Source organism: Streptacidiphilus sp. EB103A (assembly GCF_041261405.1).
Classification (GTDB): domain Bacteria; phylum Actinomycetota; class Actinomycetes; order Streptomycetales; family Streptomycetaceae; genus Streptacidiphilus.
Map to the genome: position 1 here is coordinate 12154 of NZ_JBGCAQ010000030.1, position 18807 is coordinate 30960.

General features: G+C 68.6%; 11 protein-coding genes and 4 pseudogenes. 3 read left to right on the forward strand and 12 right to left on the reverse strand.

Annotated features, from left to right (window positions below):
* Window positions 1-67: 67 nt before the first annotated feature.
* From ABH941_RS36815 to ABH941_RS36835, 5 genes and pseudogenes are all read right to left on the reverse strand, one after another.
* Window positions 68-889, reverse strand: coding sequence for a cyclopropane-fatty-acyl-phospholipid synthase family protein (locus tag ABH941_RS36815; protein WP_370134976.1), 822 nt, complete (start codon window positions 887-889; stop codon window positions 68-70).
* A pseudogene (locus ABH941_RS36820) lies at window positions 886-1113 on the reverse strand (flavodoxin-dependent (E)-4-hydroxy-3-methylbut-2-enyl-diphosphate synthase); the annotation flags it as partial. The gene ABH941_RS36815 and the pseudogene ABH941_RS36820, both read right to left, overlap by 4 nt.
* A gap of 178 nt (window positions 1114-1291) precedes the next feature.
* Window positions 1292-1501: a polyprenyl synthetase family protein gene (locus ABH941_RS36825; RefSeq protein ID WP_370134979.1), complete on the reverse strand. Its 210-nt coding sequence runs from the start codon at window positions 1499-1501 to the stop codon at window positions 1292-1294.
* A 206-nt stretch (window positions 1502-1707) separates the two neighbouring features.
* Entirely contained in the window at window positions 1708-2646 is a 939-nt protein-coding gene (locus ABH941_RS36830; RefSeq protein ID WP_370134981.1) for a cyclopropane-fatty-acyl-phospholipid synthase family protein, read from the reverse strand.
* 862 nt (window positions 2647-3508) lie between these two features.
* Entirely contained in the window at window positions 3509-4153 is a 645-nt protein-coding gene (locus ABH941_RS36835; protein WP_370134983.1) for a dihydrofolate reductase family protein, read from the reverse strand.
* A 190-nt stretch (window positions 4154-4343) separates the two neighbouring features.
* On the opposite strand from ABH941_RS36835, the gene ABH941_RS36840 reads away from it, so the two are divergent.
* A complete protein-coding gene (locus ABH941_RS36840; RefSeq protein WP_370134986.1) occupies window positions 4344-4517 on the forward strand; it encodes a Tn3 family transposase in 174 nt (57 codons plus the stop codon).
* Between the two features lie 23 nt (window positions 4518-4540).
* Here ABH941_RS36840 and ABH941_RS36845 read toward each other — a convergent pair.
* From ABH941_RS36845 to ABH941_RS36875, 7 genes and pseudogenes are all read right to left on the reverse strand, one after another.
* A pseudogene (locus ABH941_RS36845) lies at window positions 4541-4871 on the reverse strand (transposase); the annotation flags it as partial.
* 46 nt (window positions 4872-4917) lie between these two features.
* Complete coding sequence (locus tag ABH941_RS36850) at window positions 4918-5826, reverse strand: recombinase family protein (protein WP_370134990.1); 909 nt, start codon at window positions 5824-5826, stop codon at window positions 4918-4920.
* 118 nt (window positions 5827-5944) lie between these two features.
* Window positions 5945-9682 (reverse strand): tetratricopeptide repeat protein, encoded by a 3738-nt coding sequence (locus ABH941_RS36855; protein WP_370134994.1) that lies wholly within the window; start codon window positions 9680-9682, stop codon window positions 5945-5947.
* Window positions 9683-9755: 73 nt separating this feature from the next.
* On the reverse strand, window positions 9756-10085 hold the full coding sequence (locus tag ABH941_RS36860) for a trypco2 family protein (RefSeq protein ID WP_370134997.1): 330 nt from the start codon (window positions 10083-10085) through the stop codon (window positions 9756-9758).
* 128 nt (window positions 10086-10213) lie between these two features.
* Window positions 10214-13360, reverse strand: a complete 3147-nt coding sequence (locus tag ABH941_RS36865; RefSeq protein WP_370134999.1) for a Tn3 family transposase — start codon at window positions 13358-13360, stop codon at window positions 10214-10216.
* A gap of 134 nt (window positions 13361-13494) precedes the next feature.
* Window positions 13495-14013: pseudogene (locus ABH941_RS36870) on the reverse strand (transposase); the annotation flags it as partial.
* A gap of 114 nt (window positions 14014-14127) precedes the next feature.
* Window positions 14128-14941 (reverse strand): annotated as a pseudogene (locus ABH941_RS36875) (transposase); the annotation flags it as partial.
* A 630-nt stretch (window positions 14942-15571) separates the two neighbouring features.
* On the opposite strand from ABH941_RS36875, the gene ABH941_RS36880 reads away from it, so the two are divergent.
* Together ABH941_RS36880 and ABH941_RS36885 are read left to right on the forward strand one after the other, a co-directional pair.
* The gene (locus tag ABH941_RS36880; RefSeq protein WP_370135002.1) at window positions 15572-15871 is read left to right on the forward strand and encodes a trypco2 family protein; all 300 of its coding nucleotides are present in this window, start codon (window positions 15572-15574) and stop codon (window positions 15869-15871) included.
* Window positions 15868-18705, forward strand: coding sequence for an NACHT domain-containing protein (locus ABH941_RS36885; RefSeq protein WP_370135005.1), 2838 nt, complete (start codon window positions 15868-15870; stop codon window positions 18703-18705). The genes ABH941_RS36880 and ABH941_RS36885 overlap by 4 nt, the downstream gene beginning before the upstream one ends.
* Window positions 18706-18807: the final 102 nt, after the last annotated feature.

Here is an 18807-nt window from a genome sequence, read left to right on the forward strand (position 1 = left end):
GGCGTCCGTTCTCGGGGCGGGGTCCCAGCGTCGTGCCCCTGCCTCAAGACCAGTGGGGTGGAGCTGTTCAAGGACGGTCCGCAGTGAGCAGGACGTAGCCAAGCTGCGGGAGGCGGCTGAAGCGTTCGACCAGATCGGCGGCGGACGTCAGTTCGTCGGCGGTATGCCCGCCTTGGGCCTGGGCCGTGTCGCGGAAGAGGGCCACCACCGAGTCGAAGCCCCTGCGCACGTGGTCGGCGATGTCGGTGAACTCGGTCAGTTTCAGTCCGGCTTGTCCGATGAGTGTGTGCCATGTGGCCTGGGTCGGAATGACGGTCATCTGGAAGAGACCGGTCACCTGCTCGATGAGTTCGGCCTCAGCGGCTGTGGACTGTCCTTTCCTGAAGATATCGGCGACGACCAGCCGTCCGCCGGGCCGCAATGTGCGTGTCACGTGGGCGAGCGCCGTCTTCTTGTCCTGGATGTGGAGGATGGACTCGATGGCGTAGGCGCCGTCGAAGGAGGCGTCCTCGAAGGCAAGCGCCGTCGCGTCCGCGAGCTCGAAGGTGGCACTGCCTCGGCCGACAGGGAGGGGCGTGCGCTGCCGGGCGCCATCGAGCTGGTGTGCGCTGACGGTGATGCCGGTGATGCGGGCGCCGCTGGCGGCGGCGATGTCGACGGCCGGTTTGCCGGTTCCGCATCCCAGGTCCAGGACCCGGTCACCCGCGGCCGGGGCCAGACGCTCGGCGACCAGCCTGGTGAGGCGGTCGGTGGCCTGGCCGATCGGTGCGGTGTCCTGGGTGTCGTCCCAGTAGCCGAGGTGGATGTTGCCGCCGAGGGCGTGTTCCAGGAGGTCGGTGAAATGGTCGTACATGGCTGCGACGTCGGCGGCAGTGGGCTGGTCGGTCATGATGTGGTGGTCCTCTCCTGCGACGGATGCTGCGGCGGTACGTCGGTGTCCGGGGGAGGAACGATGGTCAGCGCCTCTTCCAGCAGGGCGTCGACGATCCTCGACTCGGGGACGGTGGCGATGAAGATCTGTCCTCTGCCGTTGCCGCAGGAGACGTCAAGGTCGGCTTCGCGTGCTTCGCCGGGGCCGTTGACGACGCAGCCCATGACCGCGATGCGCAGCGGGCCATCGCCAGGCACTGCGCCACAGCGACGTCCTCCCGCTCGAAGGCGCAGTCCGCGTGCTGCCCCTCGAACAGTTCGGCCACGCAGGCCGCCAGGCGTACGCATGCGCCGGGGCCGAGCAGGCCAGGGCCTGCAGCGCGTCGCCGACCAGGATCGCGTCGGCGGTACCGAACACCCGCTACGCGGCCGACCGGTGGCGTCGTACCGGGTCCTTGTCCATGACGTCGTCATGCAGCAGCGTGAAAACGCGGAGGAGTTCAAGCGCCGCAGCGGCGGGCCGTACCGGCCCAGGGTCCTCTTCCCCGGTCGCGCGAGCGGCGGCCAACGCCAGTGCCGGGCGCAGGGCCTTTCCTGCCCGCGCGTCGCAGGGGTGCCGTCCTTGTCCCACCAGCCCGGGTGGTAGCCGAAGACCTGCCGCATCGTGCCCGGCAGGGTGTCGACGCCAGAGCGGAGCAGGGGTGTTGTCAGGTCGCGTGCCCGCAAGAGGAGTTCGTCGGACCCCGCACAGCAGGTGGCGGACATGGCCGACGGAGGAACACTGCCCTCGCCGTCGGCGGAATCGGGTGCGGTGGTCATAGTGGAAGCCCTCTGCTCTCAGGCCGCGCGGCGGGTGACGATGCTGTACACCGACGCCTGGTCCTGCTCCAACGTGACCGAGAAGCTGATCGCCATCTCTCGTAACTCCTCGATCGGCCCGCTCACCCCGTCGGGGAAGTGCCGCTCGATGTTGAGCCGCACCTTCTGGAACCAGTGCACGACCTCCGCGTTCGACGGCATGATCCGCATGTCCTGCAGCACCAGGCCGTGCGCCTCCAGAGCTCGGACGAAATGGCCGGGGGACTTGCGGTTGCCGCACGCGAGCCGGTCCGCGGTGTCCTCGATGGCGGGCCGGTACGACGTCAGATCGGTCTTGTACAGGGTGTCGGAGATCACCACCGTGCTGCCGCGCGCGCACCGCTTGGCCACCGCGCTCACCGACGCCTCGAACACGTCGTTGAGAAAGTGCGTGTAGACCCCGCGCACTACCACCAGGTCGTACGGGACTTCCGGGTCGGGCAGCAGGTCCACGTCCTGCCCGTCGCACAGGAACAGCTCGATCCGGTCGCCCAGTTGCTCTTCGGCGACCTTCTCGGCGCAGTAGCCGAGCTGCCGCTCACTGATGTTCACAGCATCGATGCGGCGGCACTCCGGGAAGCGTCGCGCCAGATACCGGCTGATAAACCCCCACCCGCACCCTAAGTCGAGGATCCGGTTCATCTGCGGCCGACTCGGGCCGACCAGCCCCGCCAACTCCAGCTGCCGCCCGAAGTGCCGCACCTCCGACGGGCCCACCGAACCCGCCGTCGGCCCACGCGCAAGCTCGGCCGCGTCGAACAGACCGAACTGGAACAGCAGATTCCCCTCCCCCAGCGCCTTGTGCCACATGTGCGGCGGGTCGTCGTATGTGTAGACGACCTTGTCGCGATACGGATCGATACGCGGACTGTCAACTACCTGGATCTCCGGCAGGCGCCGGTCCTGGGCATGGTGCATCGTCGCAGGCTCCTCGCTCGTCGTTCAGTCGGCCAGCCGAGGCCGACTGCACTGCGGCTCCCCGTGCCCCTGCCGGCGGCGTCCCGACTGCACAGAAGCAGCTTTCAGTCAACACCCTGATGGGGGTTGTGCGGCAGGCCGTACAAGGGGCGCACCCGCAGCGCGCGCCCGGCGCTTGGACTGCACGCGCGCGGCACACACGCAATGGGTCGGTGCTTCGTGTTCAGGACACAATCCGACAGAGTCAAGCTGAGATGCCGGACGCCGCTGACCTACCGCTCCACCGACGCAGGCAATCGCTGCCGCGGCCGTCCTGGCCCAAGACGGTGACCTGCTGCTGGCCGACGCCCTGACCCGTGCGCGTGGACACGGGCGGGTCACCCAGGACCTCGCTGGCGCACCCGAACTCCCTGCACCGCTACGAATACGGCACCCCTACCGTCAGAGCCCTGCTCGAGGCCGCGATGGACGCCCGCCGCCTCGGCGTAGGCCAATCTCATCTCGGTGGAGGGACGGCTGTTCACCGAGAAATGGCCGCACGGACTGAACCCGGACGGCTCACCCACGCCCCTGTGGCCCTGACCAGGGGGTGGCGGCAACCGACTACCTGGAAGGGAGAATACGAAGCGCTCCTACCCGGCAGGTCGAGGGCCCGGAAGGGGCGCTTGCTCGGCGGCCTGGAGGACTCAGCCGATGCCGTCGTCGGCGTCGGCGTCGCTGTTCCGCCGCAGGCCGGGCGGGGCCCCAAGGCGACGGGTCCTGCCGCAGCCCGACAAGTAGAGCCGAGTAGCCATCGCTCGCGGCCCGCCTCAGGGCGGTCCTGGCCGGCAAAGCAGCCGGCCAGGACCGCCCTGAGGGCCGGTCACTTGCGCCAGAACAAGTGGTGCGTCACCCCGCTCGGGCTGGGCACGACCTCCAGGTGGAACCGGTCGAGCAGTTCATCGGGTGATTCCCAGAGTCGTACTCCGGAGCCGAGCTTCACCGGCGAGACCGCCACGTGCAGGGTGTCGACGAGGTCGGCGTCGAGGAACTGCCGGATGGTGGTAGCCCCGCCGCCGAGTCGGACGTCCTTGCCCTGCGCTGCCTCCCGGGCCTGTTCCAGGACCGTGGCCGGGTCGCCGTCGACGAAGTGGAACGTGGTGTCGGAGAGGGTGAACGATGGACGCTTGTGGTGGGTCATGACGAACACCGGGGTGCGGAACGGGGGCTCCTCGCCCCACCAGCCCTGCCACTGGTGGTTGTGCCAGGGCCCGCGCTGGGGACCGAACTTGTTGCGGCCCATGATCTCGGCGCCGATGTTGCGGGCGTAGTCCCGCGTGAAGTAGTCGTCCAGGCCCCGGCTGCCCCCGGGGTCGGTGCGCATGGGCCAGCTCGCCGTGGCGCCGGCCCAGGCGAACAGCATTTCCGGCTCGACATGACCGAACGGCCTCTCCAGGGTCTGGTCCTCCCCGGCACCGATCCCGTCACTCGAGACGGTGATGTTCTGGACTCTCAGCAGCTGAGCCACGTGTTCCTCCTGTGTTGTCGACAACGGTGGTGAGACGTGGATCGTCACTGTGGGGTCGGAGCCGATCGACGGTTCTTGACACGTACCAGCGGAGTCATCTGATCTGCAGACCCCGCCACCGGCAGGTCAAGGGCGGTAGGCCCGCGAGGACCACCCGATGACGGGGCCTGCAGCGCGAGATCGAGGAGGGTTGAACGTCATCGAGTCCTGGAACCGGGCCAACGCAGTGATCTACTACGGCAAGGGCGGCGAGATCTCCACCGACCGCCGAGAGGAGGTCGAGATGGCCGCGTTGTGCCCGCGGATCCTGCGGTCCAGCCTGGTGTACGTCAAAACCCTGATGCTCCAAGCCGTTTTGGCTTAGAGGTCGCGCAGGTAGGCGTGTGCTCATGGGCGGCGGTTCGGGCGTTCGTCCCAGCGGTGGGTCGTCCATGCCTGTCGGATCAGGCTGCGCACGGTGATGATGGTGTCGGCGAGGTCGAACAAGGCGTCGATGACGGTGGCCCTGCGTTCCATAGCAGCGGGCGAGTCGTTGGAAGGCGTTCTGCCAGGCGTGGGTCCGTTCGACGTGCCACCTCTGGCTTGCCTGGATCGGCGCCTTCTCGCCCTTCTGTGCGATGCGGCCGTGCAGGCCGCGTTCGTCGAGCAGGGTGCGGGTCTTGTCCGAGTCGTAGCCGGCGTCCAGGTGCACGGTGATGTCGTCGGGCAGCGGTCCCAGGTCCGGGCGTGAGTAGTTCCGGTACAGGAATTCACGATGAGAAGGATCAAGGTGTCTGGGCTGGCCCATCCGTTCCCGAAAGGGTGGCTTCGGCTTCGGCGAGTGCTCGGTACAGCGAGGCGACTGATGGGTTGCTGCCCGCGTTCTTCCCGGTCTTGATCGTGAGCTTCTTCGCGATCTCCGGGACGGGGATGCCCTTGTCCTTGAGCGCGACGGCGAAGGTGAGCATGTCGTCGTCGATGACCTTCGGCCGACCGCCGTGGTTGCCCTTGGCTGCGGCGATGACCTGCCCTTCGAGGGTCTTCTCGCGGATGTAGTTGCGCTCGATCTGCCCGGCGACCGCGAGCACGGCGAAGAACATGGCGCCCATGCCGTTGGGGTCATAGACGCCGGTGAGCGGGCCAGTGAGGAGTTCGAGTTGGATGCCACCGGCCTGGAGCTGGGCGGACAGCGTCATCAGCTCGGCTGCGTTGCGCGCGAGACGCTTGAGCTCGTGGACCGTGAAGACGACCGGCGCCTCGGGCGCGGCTTCCTTGAACTGGTGGGCCAGCGCGAGTGCCTTCTCCAGTTCGGGGCGCACCTTGACCCTGGTGCTGATCTGCTCGGAGAAGACCTTGTGGCACTCGACCCGGCGCAGGGCTTCGAGCTGACTGGCCAGTTCCTGGCGTGCGGTCGATGTCCGGGCGTACCCGATCCGGATCGGCCGCTCGCCGGGAGGCGCGGGCACAACGGCAAGGGCGGGGGCCGCCTTCCAGGTCCGGCCCGGCTGCCGGTCGGCTGGCACCAGAATCTCCAGTTCCTCGCGGAGCGCGGGGACCAGGACGAAGCGGGGGGTGTGGTACTTCGCGGCGGTCTTCCCGCCGCGGGTCCGGCAGGCGCTGCCGGCGGGCACGCCGCAGTTCGGGCAGTCGTGGCGTTCAACCGCGAGCGCGGCCTGATCGGGCGTCAAATCCATGGGCGGAAGTCTCTCAGAAGTGCCTCGCATAACACGCAGGTTTCGAGAGGACTTTTGCGAACAGCGACCTGCGGAAACGTGATCGCTCCGGGGTCCGTCGCAGAACTCTCACAGATGATCAATTGTGAGAGTCAGGCGGCAGCGGATTCGCCTCGATCCAGTTCCGCACCACAACCGCGTCCTGCGGGCGTCCGAGTGCGTCTAGAACTTGCGACTGAAGGCCCAACACCGTGTGGAGTTGCGGAAGCAAGAAGGGCATCGCGGCGATGTGACGCCGGTAGGACTCCACCGCATCTCCTATGGCACGTAGCGCCCCAGACAGATCGCCTCCGGTCGCTAGGAGCACGGCCCATATGGTTAGTGAGGTGGCGAGGTCGGGCTCGTGGGCAGCCGGGTTGTCGGCCGCGAGCCGACGCCGGATCTCCACCGCCTCCTCGGTGACAGCCAGGGCCTCAGCATGCCGACCCGCCTCCGACAGTTGGATGCCGAGGTTGGACAGTGAGGTGGCAAGGTCGGGCTCGTGGGCAGCCGGGTTGTCGGCCGCGAGCCGACGCCGGATCCCCAACGCCTCCTGTTCGACGGCCAGGGCCTCAGCGTGCCGACCCGCCTCCGACAGGCGGATGCCGAGGTTGGCCAGCGAGCCGGCGAGGGCGGCCTCGTGGGCGGCCGGGTTGTCGGCCGCGAGCCGACGGTAAATCTCCTCTGTCTCCTGGGTGACGGCCAGGGCCTCAGCGTGTCGCCCGGCCTCGGGGAGCCGGTTGCCGAGGTTGGACAGTGAGGTGGCGAGGTCGGGCTCGTGGGCAGCCGGGTTGTCGGCCGCGAGCCGACGCCGGATCTCCACCGCCTCCTCGGTGACAGCCAGGGCCTCACTGCGCCGACCCGCCACCGACAGTTGGATGCCGAGGTTGGACAGTGAGGTGGCGAGGTCGGGCTCGTGGGCAGCCGGGTTGTCGGCCGCGAGCCGACGCCGGATCCCCAACGCCTCCTCGGTGACAGCCAGGGCCTCAGCATGCCGACCCGCCTCGGGCAACCGGATGCCGAGGTTGGACAGTGAGGTGGCGAGGGCGGGCTCGTAGGCGGCCGGGTTGTCGGCCGCGAGCCGACGCCGGATCCCCACCGCCTCCTCGGTGACAGCCAGGGCCTCACTGCGCCGACCCGCCTCCGACAGCCAGATGCCGAGGTTGGACAGCGAGCCGGCGAGGTCGGGCCCGTGGGCGGCCGGGTTGTCGGCCGCGAGCCGACGCCGGATCCCCAACGCCTCCTCGGTGACAGCCAGGGCCTCAGCATGCCGACCCGCCTCCGACAGCCGGATGCCGAGGTTGGACAGCGAGCCGGCGAGGTCGCGCTCGTAGGCGGCCGGGTTGTCGGCCGCGAGCCGACGCCGGATCCCCAACGCCTCCTGTTCTGTGGCCAGGGCCTCAGCGTGCCGACCCGCCTCCGACAGCCGGGTGCCAAAGTTGGACAGTGAGGTGGCGAGGTCGGGCTCGTAGGCGGCCGCGCTGTCGGCCACGAGCCGACCGTAGATCTCCACCGCCTCCTGGGTGACGGCCAGGGCCTCAGCGCGCCGACCCGCCTCCGACAGCCGGGTGCCGAGGTTGGACAGCGAGCCGGCGAGGGCGGGCTCGTAGGCGGCCGCACTGTCGGCCAGGCTGTCGGCCACGAGCCGACCGTAGATCTCCACCGCCTCCTGGGTGACGGCCAGGGCCTCAGCGCGCCGACCCGCCTCCGACAGCCGGATACCGAGGTTGGACAGCGAGCCGGCGAGGGCGGGCCCGTGGGCGGCCGGATTGTCGGCCGCTGCTTGCTTGTCGGCGTGGGTAAGGGATGTGGTGAGGCGCACGGCCAGGGAGTTGGTGATGCGCGACGGGTGGGGGAGTGCCGCTGCCGCGGACTGCAGGGCCTGGTGGGTGAGGGGAACGGTGTCCAGGGCCGTGTCTAGGGTCTGCAGGACGTGGTCACTATCGGCGGTGCGGCGGCCGTTGTAGTGGGCGATGGCGGAGCGGGCCAGGACGGTGACGCTCTGGGCCTGCTGTTCGGGGCTGGCCACACCGAGAAGGACCTGCAACGGGATTGTGCCGTGGGTGACGTAGTGTGAGGCGTGGTATTCGGCGAGGCGGTCGGGTTGCAGGGAGCCCCAGTAGCGCTCTCCGTCTGCCGGGTACAAGCGTGCGAGCCAGGCCGCGGTTTGGATCGCCTTGTCGCCGGGCAGCACCGGGACTGTCCGCAGGACGGTGACAGCCTGTTGCTGGTCGGCGGCCCCGGCCAGGGACGCCACGGCGACGGCTGCGGCCAGGGTGGTGGTGGGCAGTCCCAGTTTGAAGGCGGGGGCCTCGGCACTATCCTCCCAGAACCGCTTTTCATGCTGCAGCAGGATCTCCTCGGCCGGGGTGCCGGGCACTACAGCGGCAGGCCACGGTCCCTGCTGGAGCAGGGCAACCAGGGCAGCCAGTTGCAGGGTGAGGGCGTTGTCGAAGCGGGGGTCGCCCAAGTCGTCGGCGGGCTGCAGGCGGGTGGCGAGACGCTGCCAGTCGTGCGCGGGCACGGTGGGGACCGCAGGCAGAAGCCGGGCCAAGCCGTTCGCTGCCCGCGTGAACGCTGACTGACGCTCCGAGGCGGGGCGACTGCCGGGGATCAGCGGGTTCAGGGCGGTGACCGGGGCAGCGGCGAGCAGGGCGCTGACCGGCCGGGTGGCGCTGAGGGAGTCGGTGCGCCATTCGCCGTCCGAGCGGGCCAAGAGCAGTAGTCGGGCGGGGTGGCGGGTGCGGTGCAGGTGGGTTATCAGGCGGCGGAGCAGGCGGGGGCGGGTTTCGGCGTAGTCAATAACCAGGAGCAGGGGCAGGGCGGTGTTCAGGGTGGTGAGGTCGGGTGGGGTGTCGTAGTCAGTCAGGTCGGAGCGCAGGTGTCCGGTGACCCAGCCCTGGTGGCTGAGGAGGTCAGTCAGGCGGCGGGCCAGGCGGGTCTTGCCCTGCCCGCCGGGCCCGGTCAGCACACGAATCGCGATGGAGGGAGGGCCGGTGTGGCACCAGGCTTGCAGGTCCGCGAGTTCGCCGGCGCGGCCGTGGAATGGCACGGCTTCGGCATCCGCGCGCAGCAACGCGGCCGGGGAGTCAAGGTCGCGGGCGGCCGCGACTGGTGTCAGCAGGTTGGCGGGTTCCAAGGGTTCCAGGACCGGCTCCCAGACGGAGTGCTCGGTGACAACGGTGCGGAAGTCGTCGTCGGCCAGGAGCAGTGCGGCGGGGGTGGCGGTCAAGCGGGTGCCGCCGCTGGCGCGGCGGTCGCGGCGCACCACCGCGCACAGCAGGTCCTCGCCCAGGCTGTTCCCGGCCAGCACGGCGGCGCCGGATATGCCCGACCAGCCGCTGGGATGGTTGGGCGCGGTGTCGGCGGCTGGAAGGGGGTCCGTGCTGAGGATCTCGTAGCGGTTGTCCAGGGAGCCTGTGCCGGGGGTGATGCTGCCGGTGACCTGCTCGTCCAGGCGCCGCCCGCTGTCGGGGTCCTTCTGCAGGCGGGGGAAGCCGGTCAGGGTGACCGGGTGGGTGCGGGTGCCGATGAGCAGGCCGTAGCGCTGCGGCGGGCGGGTCAGCACGTCCGTCAGGGACTGCGGGACCGGCCAGTCCTGGCCCTCGCGGACCTCTATCAGTGCCGCGTCCACCGATTCGTCCTGGCGTTGCCAGCGCACGGTGGCGGTGAACTCCTGCCCGCTGGTGTCGGGCCGGCAGACGGTGACCGCGCCCGGGGCGGTGGTGTCCATATCGTCCAGGACGTGGGCTGCGGTCAGCACCAGCCGCGGCGCTACCAGGTACCCCGACCCGAAGCCCCGTCCGTCCAGACCCGCCAGGCTCACTCGGATCTGCACACGTCGGTCCAGCTCCACCACAATCCCCCCTCTGCCCTCTCTACCCCGGTGCGGAACACGTTCCGGCGGCGGACTACTCCACGTCGCGGACGTTGACGTCGCCGCCGCCGGTGTGGTGCGGCTTCAGTGTCACGGTCAGCGTGTGGGTCGCCTGCCTGGTGCTCTCCTTCTTCGCGCCCAGGCTCAGCACGCTCCAGCTCAGCCCGCCGTTGACCCCCTTGGTGCCGGTCAGCTCCAGACCCAGCTCCAACGTGATGTCCCCCAGCGTGAACTCGACCCCCTGGGCGCCGGGGCCTGCGGGGTCGGCAAGCCGCCGCCGGGCCTCGACAACCTGGTCCCGAAGCAGCGTGACTGCGTCCGCCAAGTCCAACCCCTCCAGCGCACCACCCGTGCCCGTACTCATGGCCTCCCCCAATGTCCCCTAGCCATCCGATACACCGTCAGCTTCCCACTCCACCCCGGCCCCGCGCCGGGCAATCGAACAGCCCGGCCGCGAACCCGGCACGCCATTGACCCGGTACCAGTAGCGGGTCAGTTGTCGTCGTGCTCCTCGTCCGTGTCCTGCGGGCTGTCCGGGTCGCGCAGCGGGCGCAGGCCGGCGGACGGGGAGGTGGCCTCGAAGGCGTAGCGGCCATGCAAGTTGATGTGCCTGTCCTTCAGCGGCGAGAGCCGGGCCACGTCCTCGTCCTTGGCCTCCTGGCCTTCGGCGCGGAGCTGGGTGACTGCAGCGTCGAGGTAGCGGGTGTTCCACAGCACCACAGCGTTCAGCACCAGGCCGAGAGCGGCGAGCTGGTCCTCCTGGCCCTCGCGGTACGCCTGCCGGATCTGGCCCCGGCCGCCGTGGCAGATCGCGCGGGCCAGGCGGTGGCGCGACTCCTGGACGGTGAGCTGGCGGTTCATCAGCCGGCGGTAGGTGTCGTCGACCGGGTCGACCACCGCGAACAGGTGCATGGTCTTGTCGATGCGCCCGTACTCGGCGAACGCGGCCCCCAGCGGGCTGGGGTGCCCTTCGCGGCCGAACATCCGCAGCAGGTCGTAGGCGCGGACCTGGTTGGTGATCAGCGACCCCGCCACCCGCAGCATGTCCGGCCACCAGGTCTCGATCCGCTTCAGATTCACCCGGTTCACCGCCAGCTTCTCCAACGGCCCGTAGTCCCCGGCCCTCTCCTGGCCGTCCGGCACGGGTGGGACCTCGGCGCGCCAGAACCGCTGGTCGGCCAGGTCGCGGAAGCGCGGCGCGAACCGGAAGCCCAGCATCTTGTAGAGGCCGAAGGCGATGTCGGAGTACGAGGCGTTGTCGGTCGCCACCATCTCCGGACGCACCCCGCCGTCCAGGTTCAGCAGGGTGTCCAGGGTGAACAGGCTGTCGCGCGGGGTGCCACGCACGACCATCGCGCCGATCCCGGCGACCTGGTCATTCACGGCGTTCAGCCAGGTGATGCCCCTCTTGTACCCGTAGTACTTGGGCGAGGGCCCGGTGTTGATGCTCTTGACCGGCACCACGAACCGCAGGCCGTCGACCGACGCCAGCAAGCCGCCACCCCACATCTGCGCGAGCTCGATCCGGGACTGCGCGGTGATCAAGGTGGCGTTCGCCGCGGCGATCGTGTCGGCCCGCAGGTAGTTCTGGTCCACGTGCGACAGCCGTGAGCGGGTCAGCGCCGGCACGTTTGGGTTGATCACCGGCACCATGCCGATGTTGCAGCTCTCGCACACCAGCAGCGCCACCAGGCTGACCGGCAGCCCCTCCATCCGCGCGGCCCGGCCCGAGACGTGCCGGAAGGCATCCAGGAACCCGGTCCAGCCGTCCACCTCGAACAGCAGGTCCGGCAGGTCGATCCGCGGCAGCATCGCCTCCACCGTCAGCCGCAGCCTGCGCAGCGACTCCGGCTCGCCCAGGGCGCCAAGCTTGTCCACGCTCAGCTTCGCCCGGCCGCCGCCCTCGGGGACGACGATCTCCACCTTCGCCTCGTCCCCGGCCTCCTCCAGCCGGGCCGCCATCTGCCGCCACGCCGCGTCCAGACCCCGGGCCAGCTCCGCCAGGTGCTCGCCGACGTCCTCCGTCAGGCTCAGGCCGGCCAGCACGTCCGCGCGCATCGCCTCCCACCGCGGCCCGTCCAGCAGCCGCGCCCTCGGGTCGGCCCACCGGTTCGACGGTGCGGCGAACACGTCGCGCCGGTTCAGCGCCTTGTGCAGCAACTCCAGCACGCACACCACGTAGGCGTCGCGGTCCACCGCTCCCTGCGGCAGCTTGGTGTTGGAGAACACCGCCTTGCGCCAGATCTGGGGCACCAGCTCCGTGTCGACCTCGCGCGGCAGCAGCGGACGCTCCTTGACCCGGCGCCGGGCCAGCGCCGGCAGGCCGTGCACCGCCCGCAGCACCCGCTTGCCGCCTTGGGCGCAGTCCAGCGCGGTGGACTCGCCCATCAGGGACAGGAACGGGCGGACGGTGTTGTAGCGCAGGGCCAGCTTCTCGCGCAGCGCGCTCTCCGCCGATCCGTCGTCCTGCGGCACCAGGATCTCGATCAGTGCGACCGCGCTGGAGACCTGCTCGCGCGGCACCGCCTCCTCCACCGCCGCCCACAGCGCGGCCACGTCCAGGTCCGCCTCCCGGGTCTCGACCCGGTCCAGCTCCTCCACCAGGATCTTCGACGCCTTCGCCAGGGTCCGCGCCGCCTTCTCCAACTGCGGCAGCATCGACAGCCGCTCACGGTCCGAGGCCCGCCGCGCCGGGCTGATCAACCGAGTGGCCATCAGCAGCGCGAACAGGTCCAGCGCGTCATCGACCGCCGCCGCCTCCAGGTTCCGCACCACCGCCGTCAGCAGCGCGATCTTCCTCGGCTCCGGCGCACGCTCGATCGTCTGTGCCTTGCTCAGCTGCCCATACCGGGCCAGCGTCGTCAACCGGTTCACCGGCACCCGCGACAGGTTCACCCGACTCAGATCGAACGCGGAGATCTCCTCCACCCGCTCCAGCGCCCGCAGCATCGCGGTCCCCGTCGACTTCGTCGGCGGCGTCCGCAGCCGCTCCAGCTCCGAGACCCGCTTGCCCTCGGGCACCACCAGCAGCCCGGCCAGCGCCGCCGCCAGCGAGGGATCGGCCCGGCCGGTCGCCTTCGCCACCGCCTCGTACAACCGGCGGTCCGCCGCATGCCGGGCCTCCGAGACTTGCCGGGCCAGCACGCTCACCCCCGGCAGCAGCACCCGGTTCCTGCGCAGCCAGGTCACCGCGTGGTTGAACAGCGCCACCGGCCCCTCAGCGTGCGTCCACGCCCGCCCGTACAGGAACGTCCGGAACCGCCTCGCCCACTCCCTGTCGAAGTAGTCGTGGTACCCGAACCGCTCCCGGATCTCTGTTGCGTGGTCGTAGGCCGTCGGCTTGCGGTCGGTGTATCGCTTCACGCACGAGGAGTCCTCGATACCCAACTGCGCGGCCAGGTAGTCGATGACCTCCCACGGCACCGCCAGCGGATCGTCCGCCAGGAACAGCCCGATGTAGCGCACCGTGCAGATCTGCAACGCGAACCCGAGACGGTGAGTGTCCGTCCGGCGCAACGCGATCACCTCGCGGTCGTCGTCGTCCAGGAAGAAGAAACGCTCCAGCTCAGGGCGCGTCGGCACCTCTGTGAAGGCCCCATAGGACCCCGCCTGATCATCGCTCAGGAATTCGACTGGCACGCGCGGACCGTAGCCGCCCGACTATGTGACCCAGGCAAGATTGTCGGAACTTCGTCAACCCGAGACGACGCCGTGGTAGTGCGGATCGACCATGATCCTTCTCGTCGTGAATTCCTGTACCGGAACTACTCACGCCCGAGGTCCTCCAGGCGGTCCAGGGTCGGGGCGAGCAGCGGGGAGTCGTGACGGTTGGCTCCGGCCAGCACGCGGCCCAGCGGGATGCCGTAACCATCCGTCATGCCCGAGCGTTTCAGACCCTGTTTGCCGCGGTCGACCGGTGACCGCCCGGCGACTTCACCGCCGCCGGGGGCTTTGGTGATGGAGCCGTCGACGGCGATCTGGTCCAGGACCAGGCCGACGATCCGGTCGTAGGACTCCAGCGCGATCTGCTTGAGTTTGGCGAAGACGCCGAGCCGGATCCACTCGTCGCGGCGGTTGCGGATCGTGGTGGCCGAGCAGGTCGTGTCGGCGATCGCCTGGTAGGAGCAGCCGAACCGCAGGAGCTGCAGCATCTTGTCGAAGACGAGCCGGTCGCTGATGCGCGGGCGGTGGCAGCCCAGCGGATGCGTCGGCGCGTAGGTCGACCGCTCTGGCAGCAGAGCGGCGAATTGGCTCCAGAGTGGTTCGGTCAGCCATGATGGCAGTACAGGCACAGGTCTCCCCGGTGATCACAGAGCGTCGCAACTCCATGATCGCCAAGACCTGTGCCTGTTCTGCTGCCGGGGTGCCACCACCGCGCCAATCTGTGCGACCTCTTAGCTTGATCTTTAACTAGCCTCTGCCAGCTTCTGTAGGTGGGCCTCGAGAGTGAGTTCGCGTTTGACGGTCTTTCCGACGTCGTGACGGGCGGCTCGTCTGCGGTTTGTCGACCCGGGTGGGCGTCCGGGGCCGGGGTGCGGTGGTTTCGGCACGGCTGCCGGCAGGGCGGTCTTCGGGCGGATGTGCCGAAACCCGCGCCGTACCCGGGCGGGGGTCAACTTCCCTTGCGGGACCGGGCGTTCTCAGGGGTGTCGCCGGTCGGCAGCGAGCGGGCGGGCGAGTCGCAGCTGGGTGTGTGCGGCGATGACGAGCCAGGTCCACAGGTCGGCGGTGTCGGGGCGGCGGATCTTGGGCCGGGTCCAGCCCAGGGAAGCGCCGCGGGAACGCCTGCCAGCGCACGTCGACGTCCGTGCTGGTCAGCGAGGTGGCGGAGGACCACAGCCACAGTGGCTTGGCTTCGCGTTCGCCCGGCAGGTGCTCGACCTGTAGTCAGATCAGTGTGCCATGCAGGACGGGTAGCTCGGCGTCGGTGTACTCCAGCCACGGGCCGCGGCGTTGCAGGCGGGGGTGCATCCGGTCCCAGGCCAGGACTTCGGCTTGGCCGTAGCGGGTGGTCTGGGTCGTGGCGGTGGCGTGGGGGGTGTGCCAGGTGTCGGGCTTGGCCAGGGTGAGCACGCCGCCGTGGCGGCGCGGGCGGCCGCCACGGGGTGTGGAACGGGGCGGGCCGGGGTCGCGCAGCATCACGCGGTCCGAACGAATCCGCACCACGATCTCCACCGGCAGGTCGGCCAGGACGTGGGCCAGGCGGGTGCCGTCGTAGCCCTCCGATTCCCGCCCGTGGTCAGTGCGGTGCACGAGCATCAGCATGAGCAAATGCAGAATCAGGTGCACGTGCACGGCGACTTGATGTACAGTCAGCCCGCAAGAGGCCCGGGCAGGTGTCGATGGAGAGGACGCGCCCCATCAACACCGCGTACCCGCCTGAGGGATATCGGCGCATCCAGGACGCTCTTTCCAGCTGGTCGATGGCACGCCTTCGCCGAACCGCCCAGCAGGCAACCGCTCCCATGTCGGCCCCCTTGAAATATATGGAAGTATATTCGTGTACGTTTTTTGTATTATCTCGATGCCTTGACTAGCTGATTATTAATCAGACTATTGATTGCAAACATTAAGAAGGGGGCATGCTCGAGAACACTCTCATTGACGCCAGGCGGCAATTTAATCCAAGTGAAGCACCTGCACACCGATACGGCTCATGCGTGTCACCAGATCGCCAAAATGGGCAATCTTAATGAAACGCGATACGTCAGCGATCGAAATCGAATAATGGTTCCCAGAAATCCTATCCGTCCAGCACTGGATGGCAGAGACAGCGATTTCCCCGCTTCATTGAAGATGATCCGAGAGACTGCAACAGCGGGTAAACGATAAGCAGCAAGGGAGTTTCGAGTGATCGAGTTGGCCAGTGTCATCAGGGACTTGCGGGAGGAGTTGAAACGGGCGATTGCCGCGGCATCGGCTGAGGCGCTGCGTTTCGAGTTGGGGCCCATCGAGCTGGAGGTCTCGGTCGCACTGGAGCGATCTGGACACGCGGGGGCGAAGGTGCGGTTCTGGGTGGTGGAATCCGGTGTGGACGCGGCGGTGGACACCACCGCGACGCAGCGCATCAAGCTTGTACTGCAGCCGACCCTCAGGGAGTCGAACAATCCGCCATTCGTGTCCGGCATCGCCGAGGCAGACGAGCGATGAGCATCGCGGACGACGGCACGTTGGAGCCGAGCGGGCTCGAGCAAGTGCGAGCAGTGCAGGTCATCACCACGCTGACCGCAGGCTCCGCGGGCAGGCGCGGGTCGGGTTACCTGGTGACGGGGAACGCCGTGCTCACGGCCGCACATGTTGTGCATGACGCGGTATCAGTTCAGGTGCGTTTCGTCACCAGGGACGGTCATACGACGGATTTGCCCGGAAATTCGGTCTGGGAGGACCTCACCGCCGACATCGCAGTGATCAAGATTGTGGACTACTCGAGCATCGACAGACTGCGTACCGCCGACGTCTCGCCGGCACGGTTCGCCCGCGTCACGGACGTGGTCGACTGTGAAGCGCTGGGATTCCCAAGGTTCAAGCTGCGCCTTGATTCCGCTTCGTCAGGCCGCGATGTTCCCAAGCGCTACCGGGATTCTCACCACGCACTCGGCCGCGCCAGGCCGTGGTCGAACCTGCTCCAGGGCCGCCTGGAGATCACTGTGGAGGCATCTCCCGGTGGTGTCCTGGAGGGGGACGGTTCTCCTTGGGAGGGGATGTCCGGGGCAGCGGTGTGGAGCGGCGGGTGCGTCATCGGACTGGTCAGTGAGCAGCACCACCCCGAAGGGCCCGGAATGCTCGCTGCGAGCCGGGTGGACCGCTGGCACCAACTCATGGCTCCAGAGCGAATCAAGGAACTCAACGAGCTGATCGGCCTACCTGTTACCACTGACCAACTCGAACAGCTCCCACGCCCGGACAGTGCGTCAGGGCTATCGGAGGCGTCCAAGCTACTTGCCACGAGGGTGGAAGAACAGTGGCGTGACGAGTGGGAGCGGCGAGGTCTGCACCTTTCTTCTTCCTCGCTCGCCGTGAGCTTCCGAAACGCCGACGTAGGTCGCTTCGACCACTGGGCCAACATCCGTGGCACCCCGCCCGACACGGACCCACCGCCCCTCGAACTGGTCGGCCGGGTCGAGCAGATCGCGCTGGCGTACCGATCTGTCCCGTCCGGCCGAATGGTGGTGCTCGGTGAGGCCGGGTCGGGCAAGACGGTCCTGGCCATGCGTTTGGTTCTCGACCTGCTGCGCTCCCGCGTCCCCGGCGACCGTGTACCGGTGATCTTCGGCCTCGGTTCTTGGAACCCGGCCATCACCACGCTGCGCGCCTGGCTATGCGACCAACTGGTGCGCGACTACCCCGGCCTGGCAGCGCCAGCCGCGAACGGAACGAGTCTGGCCCGCACCCTGGTCAAAGGGGGCCGGATCTTGCCTGTCCTCGATGGGTTCGACGAGATAGCAAGCGACCTGCAGCCCACAGCGCTCCGAAGGCTCAACGCGACTAGTCTGCCGCTGCTGATGACCAGCCGCCCGGAGGAATACGCCGAGGCCGCGAAAATGAGCGTGCTCAGCGCCGCCGCCGGCATCAAGCTGGACCCCCTCAGGCCAGGCGACTTCGCCGACTACCTGCGCCGCACCAGCCAACCGGGGGCAGACGACAAACTGCACAGCACCACCTGGGAGCCGGTCCTGGCTCAGCTCGGCGGAGACTCACCGAGCCCGGGCGCGAAGAACGTCGCCGAAGCGCTCGCCACCCCCCTAATGGTCGCCCTGGCCCGCACCGCTTACCGTGACATCAGTGGAAACGGCCCGGAGGAACTTTTAGACATCGGCAAGTTCAAATCCCCCGAGGCCCTCCAAAGGCACCTCCTGGCGGCGTTCATCCCCGCCGCCTACGAATCTGAATCCGAGTCCGACGCCGAAACCGGCCGCTGCCGTCAGCGGCGCTGGGACCCCGATCGTGCCGCGTACTGGCTCGGCTACCTCGCTCGCCACCTTGACCTACTTCGCCAAGATGGCCAGAGCGAAATCAGAGACCTCGCTTGGTGGGAACTGGGCACCAGCATGAGCCGCTTCTCGCGCACGCTATTCATCGGGTTCTTGGCGGGACTGGCCTTCGGCGTCACGACCGCGATCGGGAACCTGCCGGTGGACCTGGTCGCGACCTCGCACGGGCTCGGGTTCGCGATCGTGCGCGGACTCGTGGTCGGGCTCCTGCACGGGCTCGCGGCCGGACTGCTCTTCGGTCTCGTGTACTGGTTCGCGTCCCAGCGCGAGGGTTTCAAACCCTCTCCGGTGCGCATCAGGCTCTTCCCCGGGACCTGGCAGCCACGTGGGAACGTGCCTACCAGGTTCGTGGTCGGTGTGGGCTGCGGGCTGGCGGTCATGCTGATGCTGGCACTCATCGACCAGCGGGTGGTCGAACCGCTCGGGCTCGGGGACGGCCAGACCAGCGGCGGGCTCATGACCGGGTTCGTGTTCCTGCTCGGGATCGCTCTGGCGAGCGGGCTCGTGTTCGGCCTCATCTCCCTGCTCGAAGCCCCGGTCCGGCCCGAGTCGGTCGTCAGCCCCGCTGAACTGCTGGGCATGGACCGCCGGAACGTGGTCTTCCACCTCCTCGCCTGGGCGCTGGTGATCGGACTCGAAGTCGGACTTGTCAACGGGATCGTGTACGGGCCCCTGCGCGGGTTCGAAGTCGGAACCGTGTTCGGACTCGAAGCCGCGTTCGGAGCCGGGCTCGGGTACGGGCTCAGCCTGACCGCGTGGGGTCAGTGGGTGGCCTTGTGCCGCATCTGGCTACCGCTGACCGGGCGACTGCCCTGGGCACTGATCGCGTTCCTGGATGACGCCCACCAACGAGGAGTGCTCCGCCAGGCCGGCGCGGTGTACCAGTTCCGCCACGCCCGCATCCAGAGCCACCTGAGCCAGGCCTTCCAGGAACGCCACGAGCCACACCGGCCGGGACCGCCGGGTAGCACGGATCCAAGACGCGTCACATGACCGGAGCGCAGCACCGATCCCTGGAATCCGCAGAAATCGTTCAACGACAGACACAAACGCGCAATGGAGAACGGACCATGAACCCCAGGAAGAATGCAGGAG